Genomic DNA, 20,283 nt, shown 5'->3' with positions numbered 1-20,283 from the left:
TCCTGATCTCCGGTGCATTGGCCGGGTTGAGCGTGCCGCTGCCGGATTTCACAGAGCTTGACCTGAATCCGCTCAATACCTTCAAGGAACCTTCACTGCGGCTTGATCTGAGACAGCGCAGCGGACCGATCATGATCATGGTCGATTACGAAATCGCGCAGGCCGACGTGCCCGAATTTCTGGCCGCCATGAATGCGCGGCGGCGCATCCGTATCCGCGACGGAGCGCAGCAATGGACGCTGTTGCGGGATCTGGAAAATCCCGATTTCTGGACCGAAACCTATCACGTTCCGACCTGGGTCGAATATGTCCGCCACCATGAACGCCGCACGCAGGCTGATGCCGAGTCCTACCAGCGCCTTTTGAAACTGCATCGCGGTCGGGAGAAACCCAAGGTTCATCGCATGATCGAACGTCAGGCCGTCTCGCTCAAGGATGACACGCCGTTGAAAGACCCAAACAACACGGTGCCCGAATAAAACAGTTCCGGCCGCGAATGGTTGCACTGGTGCTTGGCGGACCTGTCGTTGTAAGTCCTGCCAAAAAGTCGAGGACCGTCCAGCCAGGTCACAAATTTGCCCAGCAAGCATGCGATCGGTTGGCGAACCAATAGTGGAACATGGCCCATGGCATGCCGCACTGAAGTCGCTGGATCGCGGCGGCGCAAAAGCGGCTGCGTGAGGACGACGGCATTCGACTTGGGGAGCGTCGGGTGAGACTATGATGACATGCATTGAAGGCGCACTTTCGAACCCGATCTTCTGGGGCGTCACCGCGGTCAGTGCCATCGCCGCCTTTGTGATGATCTGGATGCTGAAATTCCAGAACTTTGAAGGCAAGGCCTTTTACGGTGTCACCTTCGTCGCCATGATCTGGACGTTGATGACTGTCGGCTTGGAGGCGGCATCACGGACGTTCACGTGTCAGCTCCAATGGGCGACTTTGGCCTGGTTAGGCAATTCCCTGGTGCCGATTGCATGGTGCTTTTTCGTCTTTGCCTATGTCGATCATGCCTCCTGGCTCAAAAAACGCCCGGTAAGCGCCTCTCTCATCGTCATCCCGGCTGGCATCTTCGCTCTTGCCGCCACCAACCCGTGGCACAATCTCGTTTATACGGACGCGTCCATCATTCCCCCGGGCGAGGAGCACATCAGATACGACCACGGGTCGGGTTTCTACGCGAGCATTGCAATCCTGTATGCGTTTGTAATTGCTGCCCTCTTCTGCCTTGCAAGAGCGTTCGGGCGTGCAAGACGTGCCGCCTGGCCAATCCTGATCATGTTGGTTGTGATCACGGCAACACCACTCACCGCAAATGCCGCCTATGTCGGTTTGGGATTCACCGTCGCCGGGCTCGATCCCACAGCCTTCATGTTCACGCTGGGGATACTGGCATTTACCTGGTTGCTGGTGACCAACAAGACGATGGACATGGCGTCCGTCGGTAAATCGATCCTGTTCAATACGATGAGTGAGCCCGTCGTCATCATTGATCGGCATCGAAACATTGTCTCGAAGAACACAGCCGCGGCGCGCAGCGCGCTTCTTCATGACGCTGCCCGGCTTCTCGACAACATGCTCGTGACGACAGGTGCGCCGAGTACGTCCAGAGATTTTGGCCACGTCATTTTCGGGTCGCGGGCCTATGAGCCCAGGATTCAGGAAATTGAAAGCCCACTTGATCCTTCCGGGACTGTTCTTGGATGGAGCGTGACCTTCGTGGACATCACGGATCGGCTGTCCATGCACTCGGCGCTGGAGGAGGCGCTTAAGAACGCGGACAATGCCAACCGCGCCAAAGATGATTTCATCTCGACCGTAAGTCACGAGCTCCGAACGCCTCTGACATCCCTCAAGGGCGGTTTGGACCTCGCGCTGAGCGGCCGCCTGGGCGATTTGCCCGATCCCGTACGCTCATCTCTTGAAATTGCACATCGAAACGGCATCCGCCTGTCCCGTCTGGTCGACAACATTCTTCTGGCTCAAAAGATTGCTATCGACGCCTTGTCCCTCGACAGGACACCAGTCGACCTGAACACGCTTCTCGACGAGAGCTTCGAGGAGAACAGGATGTTCGCGTCGAAACGTGCGCTCGAACTCGTCAAAGCAACTGGCGAACAACCTGCCATCGTCATGGGAGACGCCTTTGCCATACGTCAGATCATCGACAACCTGGTTTCAAATGCCATCAAGTTCTCGGACGAAAATGGGGTCGTTGAGGGGACGATCAGCCAACAGGACGGATGGGTGAGGTTGTCGATTGCCGACAAGGGTCGCGGTATCCCGGATGGTATGCAAGGACAGGTCTTCGGTCGCTTCGAGCAGGTGAAAGACAGCGGTCAATCCTCGACCCAGGGATCCGGCCTTGGCTTGCACATCTCCGAAAATCTGGCAACGCAGTTGTCGGGAAAGCTCTACTACGAAAGCAAAATCGGAGTCGGCTCGACCTTTCATCTCGAGTTTTCGCTCGCCGACCAGAATGTGTCGGTACAGCCGGACGCTGCCGAGTAAGAGCCATTGTGCTTTTGCGCTCCGAGCTCATGCAGCAGTCTCCCGGCGCATCGAAGAATACAGCGGTGTTTTAAAATCCGTTTCGGGATCGGTCGGGCTACGAACTCGGCATCTTGTCCAGGGTCCTCTACTACTTCTGGCAAGGCACCGGTTGTACGACCACGCTTTTGCTTACCTGTGAAAATTCAAGTGAACCTTGACGGATCGCGACCTGTCGGCCGCCGTGACGAAGGCCTCGGATGCCTGCTCAAGCGGGAAGCGCTGCGTGATCATTGGCAGAACGTCGATCAGGCCACCGGTGATGGCTTCCACGGCTTGGCCGAATTCCTCGTTGAACCGGAAGCTGCCCTGCACTCTCAATTCCTTCGCAACAAGCGCGTTCAGAGGCATTGGTGTGTCCCCGGCAACCCCGACCTGAATCAACATGCCGCGCGGGCGCAGCGATGCGATGGCCGAACGGATTGCAGGTTCGGCAGCTGAACATTCGAAGACAAGATCGAACTGGCCCTTATCGGCTTCGTACTCCGCCATAGCCGCACCATCGCGCCTCACGTTGATGCAGCGAGTTGCCCCCATTTGGACGGCGACTTCCAATGCAACATCCTGAAGATCCGTCACGACGATCTCCGACGCGCCCCTCTGCGCGGCAATTGCCGTGCACAGCGCCCCGATTGGCCCTGCTCCGGTGATCAGGACACGCTTTCCCGCGATGTCGCCCGCAAGGCGCGCGGCATGCTGGCAAACAGCCAGCGGCTCTGCACAGGCGATAGCGCCGAGATCGGCGTCGGACGGCACCTTGATGCACTGCGCCGCGTCGACCACCAGTCGATCGCGGAACAGACCCTGTTCATGGGGCAACCGCATGGCGGATCCGTTGAAGCGCATGTTCAGGCAGTGCATTTGCAGCCCTGCGGCGCAAAACCGGCAATTGCCGCAGGGGCGGCTTGGATTGATGGCGACGGGATCGCCCTCGGCCAGCCCCGTCACACCTGTGCCGACCGCGAGCACCCGACCGGACGCTTCATGACCCAGGATGATCGGTTCCCGGACGCGGATGGTGCCGATGCCGCCCTCGGACAGGTAGTGCATGTCCGAACCGCAGATGCCGCCCGCTGCGACCGCCAGGAGAACCTGGCCCGCCCCCGGCTCTGCGGCCGTTTCGGTGTCGATACGAAGGTCATCCTGGCCATAAAGACGGCAGACACGGGTTTTCATGACAGACTCATTTGATCAGAAGGGAAGGCAGCCAGGTCGCGAGTGCTGGTATGTAGGACACGGCCAGGAGCACGGCGATATTGGTCAGAAGGAAGGGCAGGATCGCAACCACCACCGGCATCAGCGGCAACCGCGCAATGCCCGCGCAGACGAACAGGCAGACGCCGACCGGCGGTGTGGTCAGCCCGATCATGAGATTCAGCACGGCGAAGGTGGCGAAATGCAGCGGCTCGATCCCGACCGCCTCGGCCAGCGACAGAAGCGGGACGAAGAGGATGATCAAAGCCGCGATGGTCTCCATGAACATGCCGACGAACAGGAGCAACAGGTTGATCAGCAGGATGACGAGGAACTTGTTGTCGGTGAAGCCGAGCACCCCGTCGGCGATGGCCTGGGGGATACGTTCCGAGACGAGGATCCAGCCAAAGACATTGGCAAAGCCCACAAGCGCGAGGATCCCCGCAGCCGAGGTGCCGCTTTCGACGATGATGCCCGGCAGCTTGGAAATCGGCAGTTCACGATAGACGAATGCCCCGACGATGAAGGCGTAGACGGACGCCACGATGGCGGTTTCCGTAGGTGTCGCAAGACCCGACAAAAGCCCGTAGATGATGAGGAAGGTCATGGCGAGGGCCCAGAAGGCGCCGCCGAACGCGCGGGCCACTTCGCCGAACCCCTGCCATTCCTGGCGGGGAAAGTTCCTGCGGGCCGATATCACGTAGGCGGTGACCATCATCGCGACACCCATCAGGATGCCGGGAACCGCTCCGGCCAGGAACATCTGTCCGACCGAGATTCCTGACAGGGCACCCACGATGATCATCGGCACGGACGGTGGAATGATCGGACCGACTGTCGAAGACGCCGCCGTTACGGCGGCCGAGAAATCCGCAGGATAACCTGCCTTTTTCATGCCGGGGATCATCACGCCACCGATCGAGGCGGCGTCTGCCACCGCAGTGCCTGTAATGCCACCAAACAGCATCGAGGCTGCGATATTGGTCAGACCAAGACCACCCCTGATCCATCCGACGATGGAATTGGCGAACCGGATGATCCGCTGCGTGATCCCGCCCCGGTTCATCAGGTTGCCTGCAAGGATGAAGCCCGGAATGGACAGAAGGACAAAGACGTCCATCCCCGCATACATCTTTTGCGGCATGACCACGGGCGGGATGCCGGCGATCAACAGATAGGCCAGCGAGGACACGCCCAGCGTGATGGCCACCGGAATTCCGACGACCAGCCCGGCGACAAAGACGCAGAACAGAACAGCGACGTCCATCGGTCAGGTATCCTCGTCTGGTTTGACGGGCTTGCCGTCTTCCATTCCGGTGAGCATGCCCAGAACGCGCAGCACGGCAAAAATCGTCACGAAGACCAGCAGAAGCCAAACAGTGACATGTACGAAATCCATGCGCAGGCCCAAGGCCGGCGATGTCTGCATCTTGCCGATGGACACATAGCGCCATGCATGCGGCAGCAGGTAGATTGCCAGCCCAGCCGTAACCAGCGCCGCGACCAGCCTCAGCACCCAGGGAGCGCGGCCCGGCAGCGTTTCGCAGACCACGTCCACGTTCACCAGATCACCCGACCTGAAGGCCAAGCCAGCCCCGAAAGCCACCATGAAAAGAAGCGCATAGCGGGTCAGCTCCTCGGTCCAGACCAGTGACAAACCGGTCAGGCGACCGATCACCTGCAACAGGACCGCCACGATCAGGATGGCAAAGGACAGCCCTGTGCCCCATCGGGCCAGCCGCGTCGTCAGGTGGATGATCTTGTCGGCATGTTGCATCGCGGTTTCCGGAGGCAAGGAAGATGCGGCGCCCCGGTCGAGGCGCCACATCGTTTGGGTCACTCAGAGAACAGGCCTTCGACGATCGGCTTGATCTCGTCATTGACGTTCATCAGCACCGCATCCTTGGCAGCGGCTTGAAACGCAGCGCCATCGACCTCGACAAAGGTCATGCCCTTTTCCTCGAGGAAGGCACGGTCGGCGGCGATGCTTTCGTTGAACAGCTCGCGCTCATAAGCCTGCGCGCGGCTGGCGGCCTCCATGACGTGACCCTGATCTTCTTCACTCAGCTTGTTCCAGGTGGATTCAGCGATGGTCAGGTAGATCCAGCTGCGCACGTGCTCGGTCATGTTCACGTGGCTCTGCACTTCGTGAAAGCTCGCCGAGCGGATCAGAGCGAGAGGGTTTTCCTGGCTTTCGATGGTGCCGTTCTGGAGCGACGTGAAGACCTCGGAAAAGGCCATCGGTCCGGGGTTCGCGCCAAGCGCCTGCCATGTGTCGACGAAGAGCGGCACGTTCGGCACGCGCATCTTCAGGCCGTTAAGTTCGTCAGGATGGGCAATCGCGCGGTTCGAGGTCAGGTTGCGCGGGCCACGGGCGAAGTGGGCGATGGGCCGGATCTGGGCCTTTTCGACAATCTGCGCCTTGATCTGGTCACCGATCGCGCCAGAGGCCACCTCGTCCATGTGGTCGATGGATTTATAGGCGTAAGGCACCGCCAGCAGCGCCGCCATCGGAGCCCAGTTCTGAAGGCTTTCGCCGGTGATCGTCATGTCCACGGTGCCAAGCTGCATGCCGTTGATCAGGTCGATTTCCTTGCCAAGGCTTTCGTTCGGAAAGACCTCGACAGCGATCCGACCATCGGTCAGCGCCGACAGTTCTTCGCCGAATTTCACCGAGGCCAGGTGCCACGGGTTGTCCTCATTGGCGAGATGCCCGAGCTTCAACGTCATGTCCTGTGCCAGCGCCGGCATGGCTGCAAGCGTGGCCACGGTTGCGGCCGCAACCGTCATTTTCCAATTGAATGTCATGTATCCACTCCTCCTTGGATAGGTGCATTGACCGGTTGCGGGATTTTCCCGTCCGGCAGGTCGAAAAAGTCGGGGTTGGCCCCGAGGATTTGCGGCAGATCGCTCAGGACCTCGCGCAGATGACCCCGAATGGCCACATTGGCCCCTTGCGGGTCCCCAATCTCGATGCGGTCCACGACCGCCTTGTGTTGCTCGATCAGTTTCCTGACCGGGAAATGCCCCAGGGACAGGAACCGCACGCGGTCCATCTGGGATTTCAGCCCCTCGATCAGCCGCCAAGCGCCGACCTTGCCGGCGGCATCCGCCAGGGTCCGGTGGAACCGGTCATCCAGACCGATGAAATCCAGCGGATCGGTGCGGACAACCGAAGCCTGCGCCTTGAGTTGGGACCGCAATTCACGGATCACCGCTGCGTCCGGCCGCGCGGCGAGGATCGCCACGATATCCGCCTCGATCGCCTCGCGCAGAAAGCGGGCGTCCAGAACGGCGCTGTAACCGATCTTGGTGATGACCGTGCCCCGTTGCGGCAAGATCGCGACAAGACCTTCGCTTGCCAGCTTGATGAACGCCTCACGCACCGGTTGACGGCTGACCGAGCAGCCGCGCGCGATTTCGCTTTCCGAGATGCGGTCGCCGGGCGAAAACCGGTTGCGAATGATCGCCTCGCGCAACTGTGCATAGATCTGGGGGGATATCGCCGCAGACGGATCCAGATCGCTGGCAATGGCACCGTGAGCCGTCATGATTCGCTGTCCTCCTTGTCGCAATTTACCATACTTCCATACTAGTCAGCAATGCGCTCAAATGATAGAAAGACACAGACGAGTCGGAAGGATGACGGATGAAGCAGACATGGCGGTGGTTTGGACCGAAGGATCTCGTGTCCATCGACGACACGCGGCAGGCCGGGGTCGAGGGGATCGTTTCTGCCCTTCATCATATTCCGACAGGCGATGTCTGGTCCCCCGAGGAGATCGCAAGACGGCAACGGGATATCGCGACCATGAAGGACGGACGCCCGTCCGGGATCGCATGGGACGTCGTCGAAAGCCTGCCCGTGTCAGAGGACATCAAGAAGCAGAAGGGCGACTGGCGCGCGCATATCGATGCCTACAAGCAAAGCCTGCGCAACCTGGCCGACGCGGGCATCGCGGTGATCTGCTACAACTTCATGCCGGTGCTCGATTGGACCCGCACCGATCTTGCCTGGCCACGTCCCTCGGGCGCGACCTGCATGCGCTTCGACCTTGTGGATTTCGCGGCGTTCGATCTGCATATTCTATCACGCAAGGGTGCCGAGGCGGATTTTGACGACGCCCTGCGCGACGAAGCGGCAGCGCGATTTTCAGCCATGAGCGATGGCCGCCGCGAGGAACTGGCACGCAACGTCGTGTTCGGCCTGCCAGGCGCCGCAGAGCGGTTTTCACTGGACGACGTGCGCCAGCATATCGCCGAGTATGACACCATCAACGAGGACCGGTTGCGACAACACCTGATCGACTTTCTGGAAGAGGTGGTTCCTGTCGCCGAACAGTGCGGGCTGCGCCTGTGCTGTCATCCCGACGATCCGCCGGTGCCGCTGCTTGGCCTGCCCCGCATCATGTCGACCGAGGCGCAATACGCCACCATCCTGCAAGCCGTGGATCGGCGCGCCAACGGGATCACGCTCTGTTCCGGTTCGCTTGGCGCGCGGTCGGACAACGACCTGCCGGGCATGATGGCGCGGCTGGGGGATCGGGTGCACTTCCTGCACCTGCGCAACGTCAAGCGCGAGACCGACGCGCTGTTCGGCTCGTTTTTCGAGGATGAACACCTTGCCGGCGATACCGACATGGTCGCCCTGATCTCTACAGCGCTCGAGGAGGAGGCGCGACGCCGCGCCGAAGGTCGCGAGGACTGGTCGATCCCGTTCCGTCCGGATCACGGACAGGACATCCTTGACGATCTGCACCGCAAGGCGCAGCCGGGCTATCCCTCCATCGGACGACTGAAAGGGCTTGCCGAACTTCGCGGCGTGATTGCCGGGCTTCAGCATGCATATCGGCCGTCATGATCCCGCGGCTTGATGAAACACAAGAGTTGCCACAGACGGTCCGGGTTCCGGGGTATCGGCGCGCAGACCATGGTGTCGGCATCGTGCATATCGGGTTGGGCGCGTTTCACAAGGCGCATCAGGCGGCCTATACTGACGACGCACTGGCCGAGTTTGGTGGAGACTGGCGTATTGCCGGGATCAGCCTGCGCAGTGACGCGCCATCACGTGAATTACAGCCGCAGGATGGGCTTTACACTCTTATCGAACGGGATGTGTCCGGCAGCCGCGCGCGCGTCATCGGGTCTGTCGCGACAGCCTTCTGCCTGCAAACCGATCGGCACGCTGTCGAAGAGGCGCTTCTGGCGCCCGGCACACGGATCGTGTCGATGACCGTCACAGAAAAGGGCTATGGACTGGACCGGAGCACCGGGGGCATTGACCCGGAGCATCCGGCGATCCAAAGCGATCTTTCGCAACCCGATGCACCGCAGGGGCTGGCCGGTCTTCTGGTCTGGGCGCTTGGGCAACGGCGGACCCTTGGATTGCCGCCCTTTACCTGTCTGTCCTGCGACAACCTGCCGGAAAACGGCGCCGTCCTGCGCGGTCTGCTGGTTGATTTCGCTCGCCATGCGGCGCCCGACCTGGTCGATCACATCGCACAGGACGTGGCCTTTCCCGGCACCATGGTGGACCGGATCACCCCTGCGCGCACGCAGGACACGCTTGATCTTGCGCGCCGGATGATCGGCTTTCAGGATGACGCCGCGATCGAGACCGAAGGCTTTCACCAGTGGGTCATCGAGGAGCATTTCCCGACCGGTCGCCCGCGCTGGGAAGCTGGCGGCGCAATTTTTACAGACGACGTGCAGCCCTACGAAACCATGAAGCTGCGCATGCTGAACGGGACCCATTCCATGCTGGCCTATGCAGGTTTTGCGGCCGGGCACCGTTACGTGCGCGACGTCATGGCCGACCCAGACCTGTCGCGTCTGGTGTCACGCCACCTGCGCGCAGCCGCCGCGACCCTGCCACCTCTGCCGGGGGTCGATTTTGCGAACTATGCGAAACAGCTCGAGGAAAGGTTTCGCAACCCGCATCTTGCCCATGAGACGTTTCAGATCACTATGGACGGGTCCGAAAAGCTGCCCCAGCGCGTCTTTGCCGCCGTCTCTGAGGCAAGGGCCATGGGATGTGATACCCGTCCATTTGCCTTTGCGACCGCAGCTTGGCTGCGTCACATATCCCGATCGACCCATGATTGCGCGCCGTATGACCTGCGCGATCCCCGGGCGGATGCCTTGACAGACATGGCACATGGCAAGGACGCCCACGAGGTGGTCACGGCCATCCGCGCTGCGTCTTTCATGCCACAGGCCGTCACGTGGGACGACGCGTTCTGGAACGAGGTCACGGACATCCTGCACGCCATGCTGACGCGGCCCATGACCGAGGTCATTGCGCAAGAAACAACCTGACGCGCTTCCTGTTGGCCTAATCCAAGTGACAGCCCGAAATCGGTTGCGAGCTCCATCGCAACCATTCGGCGCGGGACGTCACGCCAGAAGTCCGGCAAACCCAAGCACCCAGATCGATACGATGATCGAGGTGATCAGGAAATATCCCCGGTTCCAAACCAGTCCGACATGCCGTGCCGGGACTTGGCCAAAAGCTCCAACCATCAGCGTGGACGCGGTGAAAGGAGACGTCATGCCGGACAGGGCCCATCCTGCGGTCAGCGCAACGACAACTGCCGTCGGCGTGACACCGAGAAGGTCGGCCGACGGAATGACCGGCACCAGAAGCGTCACCGCAAGGATGGGATTCATGCCGATCTGGCCCGCGGCCGGAATGACAAAGACGAAGGCCACCAACAGGAAAGACGTCGGTACGCCTGAAAGATCGAGACCGCTGGCGGCGATGGCCGGCACCAGCAGCGCGGAACCGACCGTTCCGATATATCCCGCCATCATGAGCAACACGACCTCACCCTTCACAGCGGGCAGTTCGGTGAAAACGTAGACACCGAGCCAGGTTCGGAAACGTCTCGTTCCGCCCTGGCTCCGGCTTTGCAATAAGACCCAGAGAAGGGCGACGGTCGGGACGAGTAGGATGACAAGTCCCACCACGCGGATCCCGGTGAGCATGTAAAGCCCGCCGATGCCCCCCATGATCGTGATCAGCAGGATCAGGAGAGGCGACATCAACATCCAGTTCCCGTCCGGGGCATGCCTGACGCCCGGCGAACCGGCAATCCGGGGTTTGAAGATCGTGTCCAGCGCCCAACCCGTCACCGCCATCAAGAACCCTGTCACCATTCCTGGCACTGCGACCGAAGCCCACGTGGTGTCAGGAATTATCGCTGTCGTGATCGCAACCGCAAATGACAGAGGCGACCACGGCAATGTGGAGGCGAACCCGCGCTGGATCGCCAGCAGCATGCGTCGTGTCCGATGTCGCCTGATCTCCGGATTTTGTTCAGTCTTGGCACTGGCAGTCGCCAAGCCACCCAGCAGGGCAATGGCCCCGTAATTGAGAACCAGCGCGAACACTTGACCGCCGAAGGTCAGAGCGATGTAGCGGCGCCCCGGTGGCTGCAAGGCAAGAAACCGACCGGCACTCTGGATCGCGGGAGACCCCTCTGCGACGCTGCGCAGGCTTGAGAGCGCGCAGAAGAAGGCACCTATGAAGGCCGCTTTTTCCAACCCGACGCGTGCGGACGTCACCCAATCCGCGCTTTGGTAAGCCAATCCGACTGTCAGAAGGATTCCGACCGCGACAAAGACTTGCCGTCCGCGCCTGACCTGCGGCGCCAGGACAAGAAGGAGAACGAGGGCGGTCAGAGATTGCAAGCCGATCGCCCAAGCGCCCGCGCCCCACTCCGCAAGGACCACGACGAGGGTTAGGAAGACCAGTCCAAGGCCGGTTGTTGCCGCAATCGCGTTGGTCATCGTTATGCGCTATACCTTCCCGGCGCGATAGGTCCGAATGGGATAATGCATGATCCCTTGCGAGTGCCCAGAGCCTTTTCCACAAGCGTCACGTTTTGATGCGATGATGGGGCGGCAAGTGTTTTCACACATTCCCTTCCCATCTCGACGCGCTCATTGACTTCACCCGATGCGGAAAGCGACTCCCACATGATTTCGACATAGGCTTGCCCGGTAGCGCTGGAAATGCCAGTCGCTGCCGTCATATTGATGTCTCTCCGATATGCACGAAAAACACAATCATTCGGAGAAGGCGATGCCTTCTGCTTGATATCAGTATTCTTTATGCCCTTGCCCGACGCCGTGAAACAATCCGCGCGCCCAGGCTGCGGTTGGCGTGCATTTCATCGAGAGTGGCGATCAGTTCGTCCCGAACCACGGCGAAAGCCGGCGTGAAGGAGTGCACGGGCGAGCGGCAGAACACCAATCGACGCTCGAAGTCGGGAACACCGATGCGCAGCGCCTTCAATCGACCTTCGGCCACATCGCGTCGGATCGGGGACAGCGGCAGGATCGTGTTGGCATAGCCCTCGGCAACGAGTTCGCGCATGGCAAATGTGGCATCGAGTTCGAACCGGATATCGAGCTCGATGTCGTTCTGTGCCGCATAGCGATCAACCATCACACGCAAGGAATGGGGATTTCCAGGCAGGCAGAGCGGCACTCCGGAAAGCTCTGCAGACTCGACGGTGACCCGGTCCTTGAATTGAGATGACGAAGCCGACACGATGAGAAACAGGTCTTCGATCAGAAGGGGTTCACCGGCGGTTTCGACGGCGTCGATCGGCTCGAACAGAACCGCAAGGTCGACACGGCCTTCATCGACCCATTCGCGCAGGTGGCCCGACATCGACTCTATGATGCGCAGCCTGATCCCGGGATATTTCCCCAGCACACGTTTGATCAAATGCGCCGAAAGGGTCGCCGCGACCGTTGTGGGCAGCCCCAGCGTCACAGCGCCACGAGGCTCACCGCGCGCATCCTGAAGGTCCGAACGCGCCCGGTCGTAGATCTCGAGCATCTGCGTGATCTGCCGGAGCACCTCCTGCCCTGCTTCAGTCGGGGTGACGCCCTTGCGCTTGCGCTCGAAGAGCTGCGCGCCGAACTCTGTTTCCACCGCCTTGATGTGCTGGCTCACGGCAGGCTGCGCCAACCGCATCGCCTTTGCCGTGGACGAGATCGACCCCAGCTTGGCCACGGTTACAAAACTGCGCAGTTTTCGAATATCCATCCGCTTTCCATATCAAATTCTTATATCTTGCATCATCCCTTGTTTGAGCCGGGCAAGGCAAGGTGTCGTCGCAACAACCGGAGGATAACGACATGACAGGACAGAACGCAGGCGCCCCGCTCGAAGGCCTGAGGGTCATCGACATGTCGCGGCTGGTCGCTGGCAACGTGCTTACCCATGTGCTGGCCGATTTCGGTGCCGAAGTGATCAAGATTGAAAAACCGGGTCTGGGCGACGACCTGAGAGCCTGGCGTGTCGAAGGCGTGTCGACCTTCTGGAAGGCATACTGCCGCAACAAACAAAGCCTCGCGGTCGACATGCGCAGCGCCGAAGGTCTGGCCGTGGCACGTGAACTCATCGCCTCTGCCGATGTTCTGGTCGAGAATTTCAGGCCGGGCACTCTCGAGAAGATGGGTCTTGCCCCCGATGATCTGCTCGCCAGCAATCCGGGGCTGATCGTGGTTCGGATCTCGGGATGGGGCCAGACAGGAACATGGCGTGGCCGCCCGGGTTTCGGCAGTCTCATCGAGGCGATGTCCGGTTTTGCGATGATGAACGGCTTCGAAGATCGACCCCCGGTGCTTCCACCACTGGCGCTTGCCGACATGATTGCGGGGCAATCCGGCGCCGCGGCAACTCTGATGGCACTGCGCGCACGCGACCGCGACGGCTCCGGTCAGGTCATCGACCTGTCGCTGTTCGAGCCGATGTTCGCGTGCCTGGGGCCGCAAATCGCCAACCATCGGCTCACGGGCCGCGAGCCCCGGCGCATGGGCAGCCTGTCCGAACTCAGCGCGCCGCGCAATATTTACGAGACTGCCGATGGCGGCTTCGTCGCGCTCTCGGCGTCCACCCAAGCGATGGCGGAACGGGTCTTTCGGGTCATAGGTCGCCCCGACATGATCACCGATCCGCGCTTTTCCACCAATTCGGACCGGATCGACCACCTCGAAGAATGCGACGCGGCGGTGGCCGATTTCATGCGCTCCCTGCCCCGTGACGAACTGGTCGAGCTTTTCACCAAGGCCGAGGTCACGGTCGGGATCGTCGCCGGCGTCGCCGACCTGGATGGGCACCCCTACATCACCAGCCGAGAGGTCATTGTGGAAACGCCGGACAGTGATATGGCGTCTTTCCCGATGCACGCCATTACGCCTCGCCTGTCGCGCACGCCCGGTGTCATCAAGACCCCAGGCCCCGCTCTTGGTGCCCACTCCGTCGCGATCCTTGCGGCGCTCGGCTTCAGCCGTGATCGCATTGACGACCTGGTGGCGCGTAGCATCGTCGAAGAGCCAACGCAGCTGACGGGTACCACGGCATGATTGCTTCAGACCGCCTCTCCGGCATTGCCAGCATGCTGTTCGTGCCGGCAGGAAACGCCCGTCTGCTCGCCTCTGCCCTGAACCGTCCTGCCGACGGCTTCATTCTCGATCAGGAGGATGCGATCCCACCGGATCAGAAAAAGGCCGCGCGCCAAGGTCTCTCGGCAGATGTCACGTCCTTGCGCAGCAGCGGAGCGCAAGTCGGCGTCCGGGTCAACCGACCCTGGACTCTGCTCGTTCCCGACCTCGCGGCTTGCGTTGCGGCCGGTGTCGACTTCGTCATGGTTCCCAAAGTCGACACGCCTCAATTCGTCGTCGCGGTTGCCGAGATCCTCCGCGAGCTCGGGGCACCGCCGCAGATCTACGTCATCTCCCAGATCGAGAGCGCCCTGGCACTCGGACGACTGGCTGACATTGCGGCGGCGGCACCGGAGAGACAGGCCGCCCTGATGATCGGGCCAGAAGATTTGGCGGTCGATCTCGGAGCGGACTCGTCTCGGACGGTAATGTCAGTCTTTGCTCAGATGATCGTTGCGGCGGCGCGAGGAGCTGGCCTCGTGCCGATCGGTTCGCCCGGCTCCATTGCAGAGATCGGGGATATGGCCGCCTACCGGGAGCAGATGGAGCTTGGACGACGCATGGGTTTCGGTGCCGCAGTGGCAATTCACCCCCGACAGGTCGATGTCATCAACGCCGTCTTTACTCCCTCTCCCGAAGCCGTGGCTTCCGCGCGCGAAATCGTCGCTCGTGATGCGGAAAATGGCGGTCGACCATTCCTGCACGACGGCCGCATGGTCGATGCTCCGGTCGTCGCCAAGGCAAGGCGCACGATTGCGCTTGCCGAGGCGCGGAAAAACGCGCGTTGACGCGGACCCCGAGCGATCCTGCCAAAGAGCGCAACGAGGGCGCACGGCTTCGAGCCGGGACGGTTTCAGGCCGGCAGAGGTCTGCCGGAGACCGATGCAACTTGCCTTAATTGCAGAATGTCGGGAAACCCCGGCTCACCCCGCCTCCGCCCCGGCATGGTCGGGGCCCTTTGGGAACAGCCGCGAGGCCCTGCGCCCGAAGGCGTCCACGTAGGTCAGCGCGACGGGCACCACCACCAGCGTCAGCAATCCCGAGCTGATTAGCCCGCCGATCACCGCGTGGGCCATCGGGGCGTTCTGGCCGGACCCGCCGTGAAGGTTCAGCGCCAGCGGCAGCATCCCGAAGATCATCGCAAGCGTCGTCATCACGATGGGCCGGAAGCGGGTCGCCCCGGCCTCCACCAGCGCATCGTAAAGGTTCCAACCGTCCCGCATGTGCTGGTTCGCGTTGTCCACAAGCAGGATCGCATTCTTCACGACGAGCCCCATCAGCATGATGAAACCGATGGCCGAGAACATGTTGAGCGTCGATCCTCCGATCAGAAGTCCCAGCATCACCCCGATCAGCGATAATGGCAGCGAGATCATGATGGCGACGGGTTGAAGGAAGCTGCCGAACTGCGAGGCGAGCACAAGGTAGATGAAGATCACCGCCAGCAGCAGCGCGGTGCCCGCCGAGGCGGCGGTCTCGGCCATCATCTCGGCGTCGCCGCCCGTGGTGACGCGGTAGCCCGGCGGCGTGTCCAGCGCGTCGATGGCGGACTGCACGCCGCCCATGACCTCGCCGAGGGTTGCACCGGCAAGGTTCGCCGTGACAGAGACCTGCCGCGCGAGATCAAGCCGGTTGATCTCGGAGGGGCCTGTGTCTTGGGCAATCTCGGCGACCTGGTCGAGACGGATCATGCCGCCCTCCGCTGCCGCGATGGGCAGGTTGCGCAGCGTGTCGAGGTCGTTGCGCAGCGCCTCGGGCAGTTGCACGACAACGGTGAAGCTGCGGCCGTCGGGCGCGGTCCAGTCCGTGACCTCCTCGCCGCCCAGCATCGGGCGCAGCGCTGCGCCGACCTGCGACAGGCTGACGCCGAGATCGCTGGCCGCTTCGCGGTCGACGCGGACGCTGAGAACCGGCTGCGCCGCCTCGAGGCTCGAAGTCACGTCCTCGAGCCCCTCGACGGCCGACATGTCCTGTGCGAGGTCGCTGGCAAGGCGCTGGAGCACGCGCATGTCCTCGCCGTAGAGGTTGACGACCACGGGCGCCTGTACCGCGCCAAGACCGCCCGCCGCACCCACCACGGCCTCGATGCCGGGGATGGTGCCAAGCGCTTTGCGCACCGGCAGCGTCATGTCGGTCGGCGTGCGCTCGCGCTCTTCTGGGCCGACCATGCGGGCCACGATCGTCGCGGCGCTGTTGCCGGCGGCCGAGGTGCCGGAGCCGACGGTGGCGTAGGTGCCGATGACCTCGGGAAACTCCCGCAGGACCCTGTCCACCTGTGCGATCTTCGCCGCCGTGTAGTCAAGTGACGAGCCGGGCGGCGTTTCGATCTCGACCTGAAATTCGCTGGTGTCCGCCGCCGGCGAGAATTCCGCTCCAACAAGCGGCACAAGGGCGAAGCTGCCGAGGAAGGCCAGCATCGCCACAAGCAGCGTCGTCATTCGGTGGCGCAGCGACGAGCGCAGCACAGCCTTGTATCCGACCGCGATCAAGTCAAAGCCCCGGTCGAAGCGCGCCACGGCCCGGCCCAGGATCCCTCGCTTCGTGTTCGGATCGGCCGAAGGATCGTACCAGACAGAAGACAGCATCGGGTCGAGCGTGAAGGCCACGAACATCGAGATCAGCACTGCAACCGAGACGGTCACGCCGAACTGGAGGAAAAAGCGCCCGATGATGCCTTCCATGAAGGCCACAGGCAGGAAGACCGCGATGATCGACAGGGTCGTTGCCAGCACGGCAAGGCCGATCTCGTTCGTGCCGTCCAGCGCCGCCTGCCGGTGCGTCTTGCCCATGTGCAGGTGACGCATGATGTTCTCGCGCACCACGATGGCATCGTCGATCAAGAGGCCGACGGCCAGCGACAGTGCCAGAAGCGTCATGATGTTGAGCGTGAAGCCAAGTGCCCAGAGCGCCGTCATCGTTCCGATGATCGAGATCGGCAGCGTAAGGCCGGTGATGACGGTGGAGCGCCAGGAGTTCAGGAACAGGAACACGATCAGCGTCGCCAGGGCCGCGCCTTCGATCAGCATGTCCTGAACGCCGTGATAGGATTCCTCGACCGCAACCGCGTTGTCGCGCACGATGTCCAGCCGCACATTTTCGGGCAGGTCACCCGCCATCATCTCGGCCACTGCGGCGCGCACCTCCTCGGCCACGGCGACGGTGTTGGCGCCCTGGGTCTTGACGATGTCGACGGCGAGCGCGCGCGCGCCATCGAGCATGGCAAGGCTTTCGGGCGCGGCCTCGCCCAGTTCGATGCGGGCAAGGTCGCCAAGGCGCACCGGCTCGCCACCACGGCGCGCGACGATGATCTCAAGGAAGTCCTCGGCTTGGTCGATCCGGCCCTGCACTTGCAACAATTGATCCTGTCGCGCGGTCTCGACCGACCCCGCCGGCAGATCCTGGTTCTCCAGGGCGAGCGCGCGCGTGACCTCGGACACGCCAACGCCGAGCGCCGCCATCCGGTCGGGGTCGAGCAGGATCTCGAGCTGGCGCGGAACGCCCCCCACGACCGACGCGCTGCCCACACCTTCGATCACGGAGAAGCGCTGAGCGATCACGTCCTCGGTGAGCGCGGTAAGGTCGCGCGGCGCCATGCCCTCGGCGCTGACGGCGACCGAGATCACCGGAAGTTCGGCTGGGTCGAAGCGCAGCACGGTCGGATCGCCCACGCCGTCCGGCAGCCCCGCCTCGACCGAGGCCATGCGGTCCCGCACGTCCTGCACGGCCGTGGCCGACGGCACGTCCATATCGAAGATCATCACCACCAGCGCCTGGCCCGAGCGGGCTGTGGACTGGATGTCGTCGATGCCGCTGATGGTGTTCACGGCGTCCTCGATCGGCTCGATCACGTCGGCCTCGACCGCCTCGGGCGACGCGCCGGGATAGGAGACGACGACCGCGACGACCGGGAAGTCCACGTCCGGAAGCTGCTCGATCGGCAGGCGCTGGAAGGAATAGACACCGACGACCATCAGCGCGACCATGATCATGGTTGCGAAGACGGGCTGGTTGACGCTGATGCGGGTCAGGAACAAGGGCTCAATCCTCGAGAATGTGGACAAGGCTGCGGGAGGCGAGTTCCGCCAGCGGCGCAGTGACGACGAGATCGCCCGCAGACAGACCCGAGACGATGCGAACGAGATCGTCGCCCCATGTGCCGCCGGCCTCGACTTCGGCGCGTTCGATCCGCCCCTCGACGATGCGCAGGACATATGTGCCGTCGCTGTCCTCAAGGATCGCATCCGACGGCAGCGCAAGGGCGGCCTCGGCCTTGGCGGTCACGACCCGGCCAGTAGCGAACATGCCGCCCAGCAGCGACCCGTCATCGTTGGGGATGCGGACAAAGACAGGGAGCGTACGGGTGCCTTCCCCGGCGACAGGGCTGATCCGCGCGACCTCGCCCAAAAAGACACGCTCTTGCCCGCCGTCCACCACAACCTCCACCGGCTGACCGGGTCGCAGCGTGGCGCCCGCCGCAACCGGAGCGCTCGCTTCCATCTCGACGGTGGAAAGATCGACCAACGTCATGAGCGGCGTTCCGATCGAGACGTACTGGCCCGGCTCCACGCTGCGCGCCGCCACTCTCCCGTCGAAGGGCGCGCGGACAGAGGCGTTGCCAAGACGCAGTTCGGCGGCCCGCACCTGATCTTGCTGTGCGCGCAGGTTCGCGCGCAGGCCCTGAACGCTGCTCTGCCCCTCGTCGAGAGCCGAGGAACTGGCGACGCCGCGTTCCACCAGCGCCTCGGTCCGACCGAGCTGCGCGGTAGCAAGGTCGAGCTGGATGCGCGTCGCCTCAAGGTTGCTGCGCGCCAGGTCCAGTTCGAGCGTCAGCGCCTCGACGTCGATCTGCACGAGCAGATCGCCTGCAGCGACAACGTCACCGGTCTCTGCCAGCACCGATTCCACCCGGCCGCCGGCCTCGGAAGAAACCTGCGTGGAGCGGACGGGTTCGATGGTGCCCGAGACGCGAACGGCGCGACGCAGGTCGACCGGATCCAGCACGTCGTATTCCGCGGGAAGAAGCTCCATTACCGGCGCTGCCTCGGCTTCAGCAGGCACCTCGGCCACCGGAACCAAGGCATCCGACCGCATCTGCCAGAAGGCGGCGCCACCACCGGCGAGCGCCAGCAGAACGACCAGCCCTACAAGCCACGGCCAGCGGCGCGGCAGCGGCGGCAGACCGGCCCGTGCCCGCAGCACGCGTTCGATCTCGCGCCGACTCATCGCCCATTCGGGCTTGGCGCCGGTGTCCTGCTTTCCTGCCGGTGCCGGATTTGCGCCGGAGGTTCCACCGCGTGTCATGTCATTCATGGTCAGCTCTTCTTCCTGTCTCCAAAGCGGCTGATCGCGATGTTCAACCCCTCGCCGATGGCCTCGTAGAAGCCCAGATATTCCGTGAGCCGTTCATGCGGCCCCTGCGCCTCGTCGGGCAACTCGCCCAAGGTCTTCGCCACCTCGGTACGTGCCGCAGCGACGCGTGCCGCCGAGGCTGCCAGAAGCGCGGCAAAGGCATTCGGAGCGACCTCGAAGAAGTCTTGCCGCTCTCCAGGGCGTGTCACCCGTTTCACCAGGCCACGCTCTTCTAGTAGCCGGACCGAGTTGCTGACACTCGCCCGACTGATCTGGAGCATCTCGGCCAACGCGCCGAAGGCCACGGCACCACCATCATAAACGAGCAGCGCAAATAGCCGCCCGGCGCTTCGCGGCATGTTCTCCGCCTGAGCGACAAGTCCCATTCGCTCGATGAAGTCCGTGCGGACCTGTTTGTCGTTTCCGGTCGTCATGATTCCTCCAATGTCGCAGTCCAACTAAGTAGCGAGCGCCGGCATGTCCAGAATGTTCAGAATATATTGAACGAAATGACGCTGCGTGTCGCGGCGCAAGACGTTTGTAAGACTGCATGTCTTTTTTCATCGGCACGCTTCTGAGGGATCAGCCTGTATTCTGATCGCATGGCGGCAAGTGCCGTCGATTTGCGATGGAGGAAGGCATGAAGAAAGAACAACCGACGATCCATGTTGGGATCGACGTTTCGAAGGACAAGCTGGCAGTTGCAATTGCCGGTGGTGGGGTGCGTGA

Annotated in this window: 16 protein-coding genes; 6 read left to right on the top strand and 10 right to left on the bottom strand. The window is 62.4% G+C overall.

Annotated features, from left to right (window positions below):
• On the top strand, nt 1-479 hold a 479-nt coding region (locus LCF60_RS19785), incomplete at its 5' end, for an MFS transporter (protein WP_292294245.1).
• A gap of 244 nt (nt 480-723) precedes the next feature.
• Nucleotides 724-2,511, top strand: a complete 1,788-nt coding sequence (locus LCF60_RS19780; protein ID WP_292294243.1) for a histidine kinase N-terminal 7TM domain-containing protein — start codon at nt 724-726, stop codon at nt 2,509-2,511.
• A gap of 171 nt (nt 2,512-2,682) precedes the next feature.
• Here the strand turns inward: LCF60_RS19780 and LCF60_RS19775 are convergent, their stop codons facing one another.
• From LCF60_RS19775 to LCF60_RS19755, 5 genes are read right to left on the bottom strand one after another with little or no spacing between them, the layout of a single operon-like run.
• A complete protein-coding gene (locus LCF60_RS19775; RefSeq protein ID WP_292294241.1) occupies nt 2,683-3,726 on the bottom strand; it encodes an L-idonate 5-dehydrogenase in 1,044 nt (347 codons plus the stop codon).
• 7 nt (nt 3,727-3,733) lie between these two features.
• On the bottom strand, nt 3,734-5,011 hold the full coding sequence (locus LCF60_RS19770) for a TRAP transporter large permease (RefSeq protein ID WP_292294239.1): 1,278 nt from the start codon (nt 5,009-5,011) through the stop codon (nt 3,734-3,736).
• Nucleotides 5,012-5,014: 3 nt separating this feature from the next.
• Nucleotides 5,015-5,521 carry a TRAP transporter small permease subunit gene (locus LCF60_RS19765; protein WP_292294237.1) on the bottom strand — a complete coding sequence of 169 codons (507 nt, stop codon included), beginning with the start codon at nt 5,519-5,521 and terminating at the stop codon, nt 5,015-5,017.
• A gap of 59 nt (nt 5,522-5,580) precedes the next feature.
• Entirely contained in the window at nt 5,581-6,552 is a 972-nt protein-coding gene (locus LCF60_RS19760; protein ID WP_292294235.1) for a TRAP transporter substrate-binding protein, read from the bottom strand.
• Nucleotides 6,549-7,295, bottom strand: a complete 747-nt coding sequence (locus LCF60_RS19755) for a GntR family transcriptional regulator (RefSeq protein ID WP_292294233.1) — start codon at nt 7,293-7,295, stop codon at nt 6,549-6,551. The genes LCF60_RS19760 and LCF60_RS19755 overlap by 4 nt, the downstream gene beginning before the upstream one ends.
• A gap of 98 nt (nt 7,296-7,393) precedes the next feature.
• Between LCF60_RS19755 and uxuA the strand changes: the two genes are divergently transcribed.
• Together uxuA and LCF60_RS19745 are read left to right on the top strand one after the other, a co-directional pair.
• The gene (gene uxuA, locus LCF60_RS19750) at nt 7,394-8,605 is read left to right on the top strand and encodes a mannonate dehydratase (RefSeq protein WP_292294230.1); all 1,212 of its coding nucleotides are present in this window, start codon (nt 7,394-7,396) and stop codon (nt 8,603-8,605) included.
• A gap of 26 nt (nt 8,606-8,631) precedes the next feature.
• Nucleotides 8,632-10,062, top strand: coding sequence for a mannitol dehydrogenase family protein (locus LCF60_RS19745; protein ID WP_292294228.1), 1,431 nt, complete (start codon nt 8,632-8,634; stop codon nt 10,060-10,062).
• A gap of 78 nt (nt 10,063-10,140) precedes the next feature.
• Here LCF60_RS19745 and LCF60_RS19740 read toward each other — a convergent pair whose 3' ends face one another.
• A complete protein-coding gene (locus LCF60_RS19740) occupies nt 10,141-11,535 on the bottom strand; it encodes a hypothetical protein (RefSeq protein WP_292294226.1) in 1,395 nt (464 codons plus the stop codon).
• A gap of 322 nt (nt 11,536-11,857) precedes the next feature.
• Complete coding sequence (locus LCF60_RS19735) at nt 11,858-12,805, bottom strand: LysR substrate-binding domain-containing protein (protein WP_292294224.1); 948 nt, start codon at nt 12,803-12,805, stop codon at nt 11,858-11,860.
• Between the two features lie 92 nt (nt 12,806-12,897).
• Here LCF60_RS19735 and LCF60_RS19730 point away from each other — a divergent pair, with 92 nt between their 5' ends.
• Together LCF60_RS19730 and LCF60_RS19725 are read left to right on the top strand one after the other, a co-directional pair.
• Nucleotides 12,898-14,127, top strand: coding sequence for a CoA transferase (locus tag LCF60_RS19730; protein WP_292294222.1), 1,230 nt, complete (start codon nt 12,898-12,900; stop codon nt 14,125-14,127).
• Nucleotides 14,124-14,993 (top strand): CoA ester lyase, encoded by an 870-nt coding sequence (locus LCF60_RS19725; protein WP_292294220.1) that lies wholly within the window; start codon nt 14,124-14,126, stop codon nt 14,991-14,993. The genes LCF60_RS19730 and LCF60_RS19725 overlap by 4 nt, the downstream gene beginning before the upstream one ends.
• Before the next feature lie 135 nt (nt 14,994-15,128).
• On the opposite strand, the gene LCF60_RS19720 is transcribed toward LCF60_RS19725, so the two are convergent.
• The 3 genes from LCF60_RS19720 to LCF60_RS19710 are packed head-to-tail and all read right to left on the bottom strand — an operon-like array spanning nt 15,129 to nt 19,988.
• A complete protein-coding gene (locus LCF60_RS19720) occupies nt 15,129-18,239 on the bottom strand; it encodes an efflux RND transporter permease subunit (RefSeq protein ID WP_292294218.1) in 3,111 nt (1,036 codons plus the stop codon).
• A 4-nt stretch (nt 18,240-18,243) separates the two neighbouring features.
• Nucleotides 18,244-19,515: an efflux RND transporter periplasmic adaptor subunit gene (locus LCF60_RS19715; RefSeq protein ID WP_292294217.1), complete on the bottom strand. Its 1,272-nt coding sequence runs from the start codon at nt 19,513-19,515 to the stop codon at nt 18,244-18,246.
• A gap of 2 nt (nt 19,516-19,517) precedes the next feature.
• Nucleotides 19,518-19,988: a MarR family transcriptional regulator gene (locus LCF60_RS19710; protein WP_292294215.1), complete on the bottom strand. Its 471-nt coding sequence runs from the start codon at nt 19,986-19,988 to the stop codon at nt 19,518-19,520.
• Between the last annotated feature and the right edge of the window lie 295 nt (nt 19,989-20,283).

Source organism: Marivita sp. (assembly GCF_020055635.1).
Classification (GTDB): Bacteria; Pseudomonadota; Alphaproteobacteria; order Rhodobacterales; family Rhodobacteraceae; genus Marivita.
This window is presented reverse-complemented; position numbering and strand designations above follow the sequence as displayed.

What these genes read in the sequence shown, in the direction of transcription:
- LCF60_RS19735 (WP_292294224.1), bottom strand. Translation starts at nt 12,805, where the DNA reads ATGGATATTCGAAAACTGCGCAGTTTTGTAACCGTGGCCAAGCTGGGG.
- LCF60_RS19725 (WP_292294220.1), top strand. Translation starts at nt 14,124, where the DNA reads ATGATTGCTTCAGACCGCCTCTCCGGCATTGCCAGCATGCTGTTCGTG.
- LCF60_RS19765 (WP_292294237.1), bottom strand. Translation starts at nt 5,521, where the DNA reads ATGCAACATGCCGACAAGATCATCCACCTGACGACGCGGCTGGCCCGA.
- LCF60_RS19740 (WP_292294226.1), bottom strand. Translation starts at nt 11,535, where the DNA reads ATGACCAACGCGATTGCGGCAACAACCGGCCTTGGACTGGTCTTCCTA.
- LCF60_RS19710 (WP_292294215.1), bottom strand. Translation starts at nt 19,988, where the DNA reads ATGACGACCGGAAACGACAAACAGGTCCGCACGGACTTCATCGAGCGA.
- LCF60_RS19730 (WP_292294222.1), top strand. Translation starts at nt 12,898, where the DNA reads ATGACAGGACAGAACGCAGGCGCCCCGCTCGAAGGCCTGAGGGTCATC.
- LCF60_RS19775 (WP_292294241.1), bottom strand. Translation starts at nt 3,726, where the DNA reads ATGAAAACCCGTGTCTGCCGTCTTTATGGCCAGGATGACCTTCGTATC.
- uxuA (WP_292294230.1), top strand. Translation starts at nt 7,394, where the DNA reads ATGAAGCAGACATGGCGGTGGTTTGGACCGAAGGATCTCGTGTCCATC.
- LCF60_RS19755 (WP_292294233.1), bottom strand. Translation starts at nt 7,295, where the DNA reads ATGACGGCTCACGGTGCCATTGCCAGCGATCTGGATCCGTCTGCGGCG.
- LCF60_RS19780 (WP_292294243.1), top strand. Translation starts at nt 724, where the DNA reads ATGACATGCATTGAAGGCGCACTTTCGAACCCGATCTTCTGGGGCGTC.
- LCF60_RS19715 (WP_292294217.1), bottom strand. Translation starts at nt 19,515, where the DNA reads ATGAATGACATGACACGCGGTGGAACCTCCGGCGCAAATCCGGCACCG.
- LCF60_RS19770 (WP_292294239.1), bottom strand. Translation starts at nt 5,011, where the DNA reads ATGGACGTCGCTGTTCTGTTCTGCGTCTTTGTCGCCGGGCTGGTCGTC.
- LCF60_RS19760 (WP_292294235.1), bottom strand. Translation starts at nt 6,552, where the DNA reads ATGACATTCAATTGGAAAATGACGGTTGCGGCCGCAACCGTGGCCACG.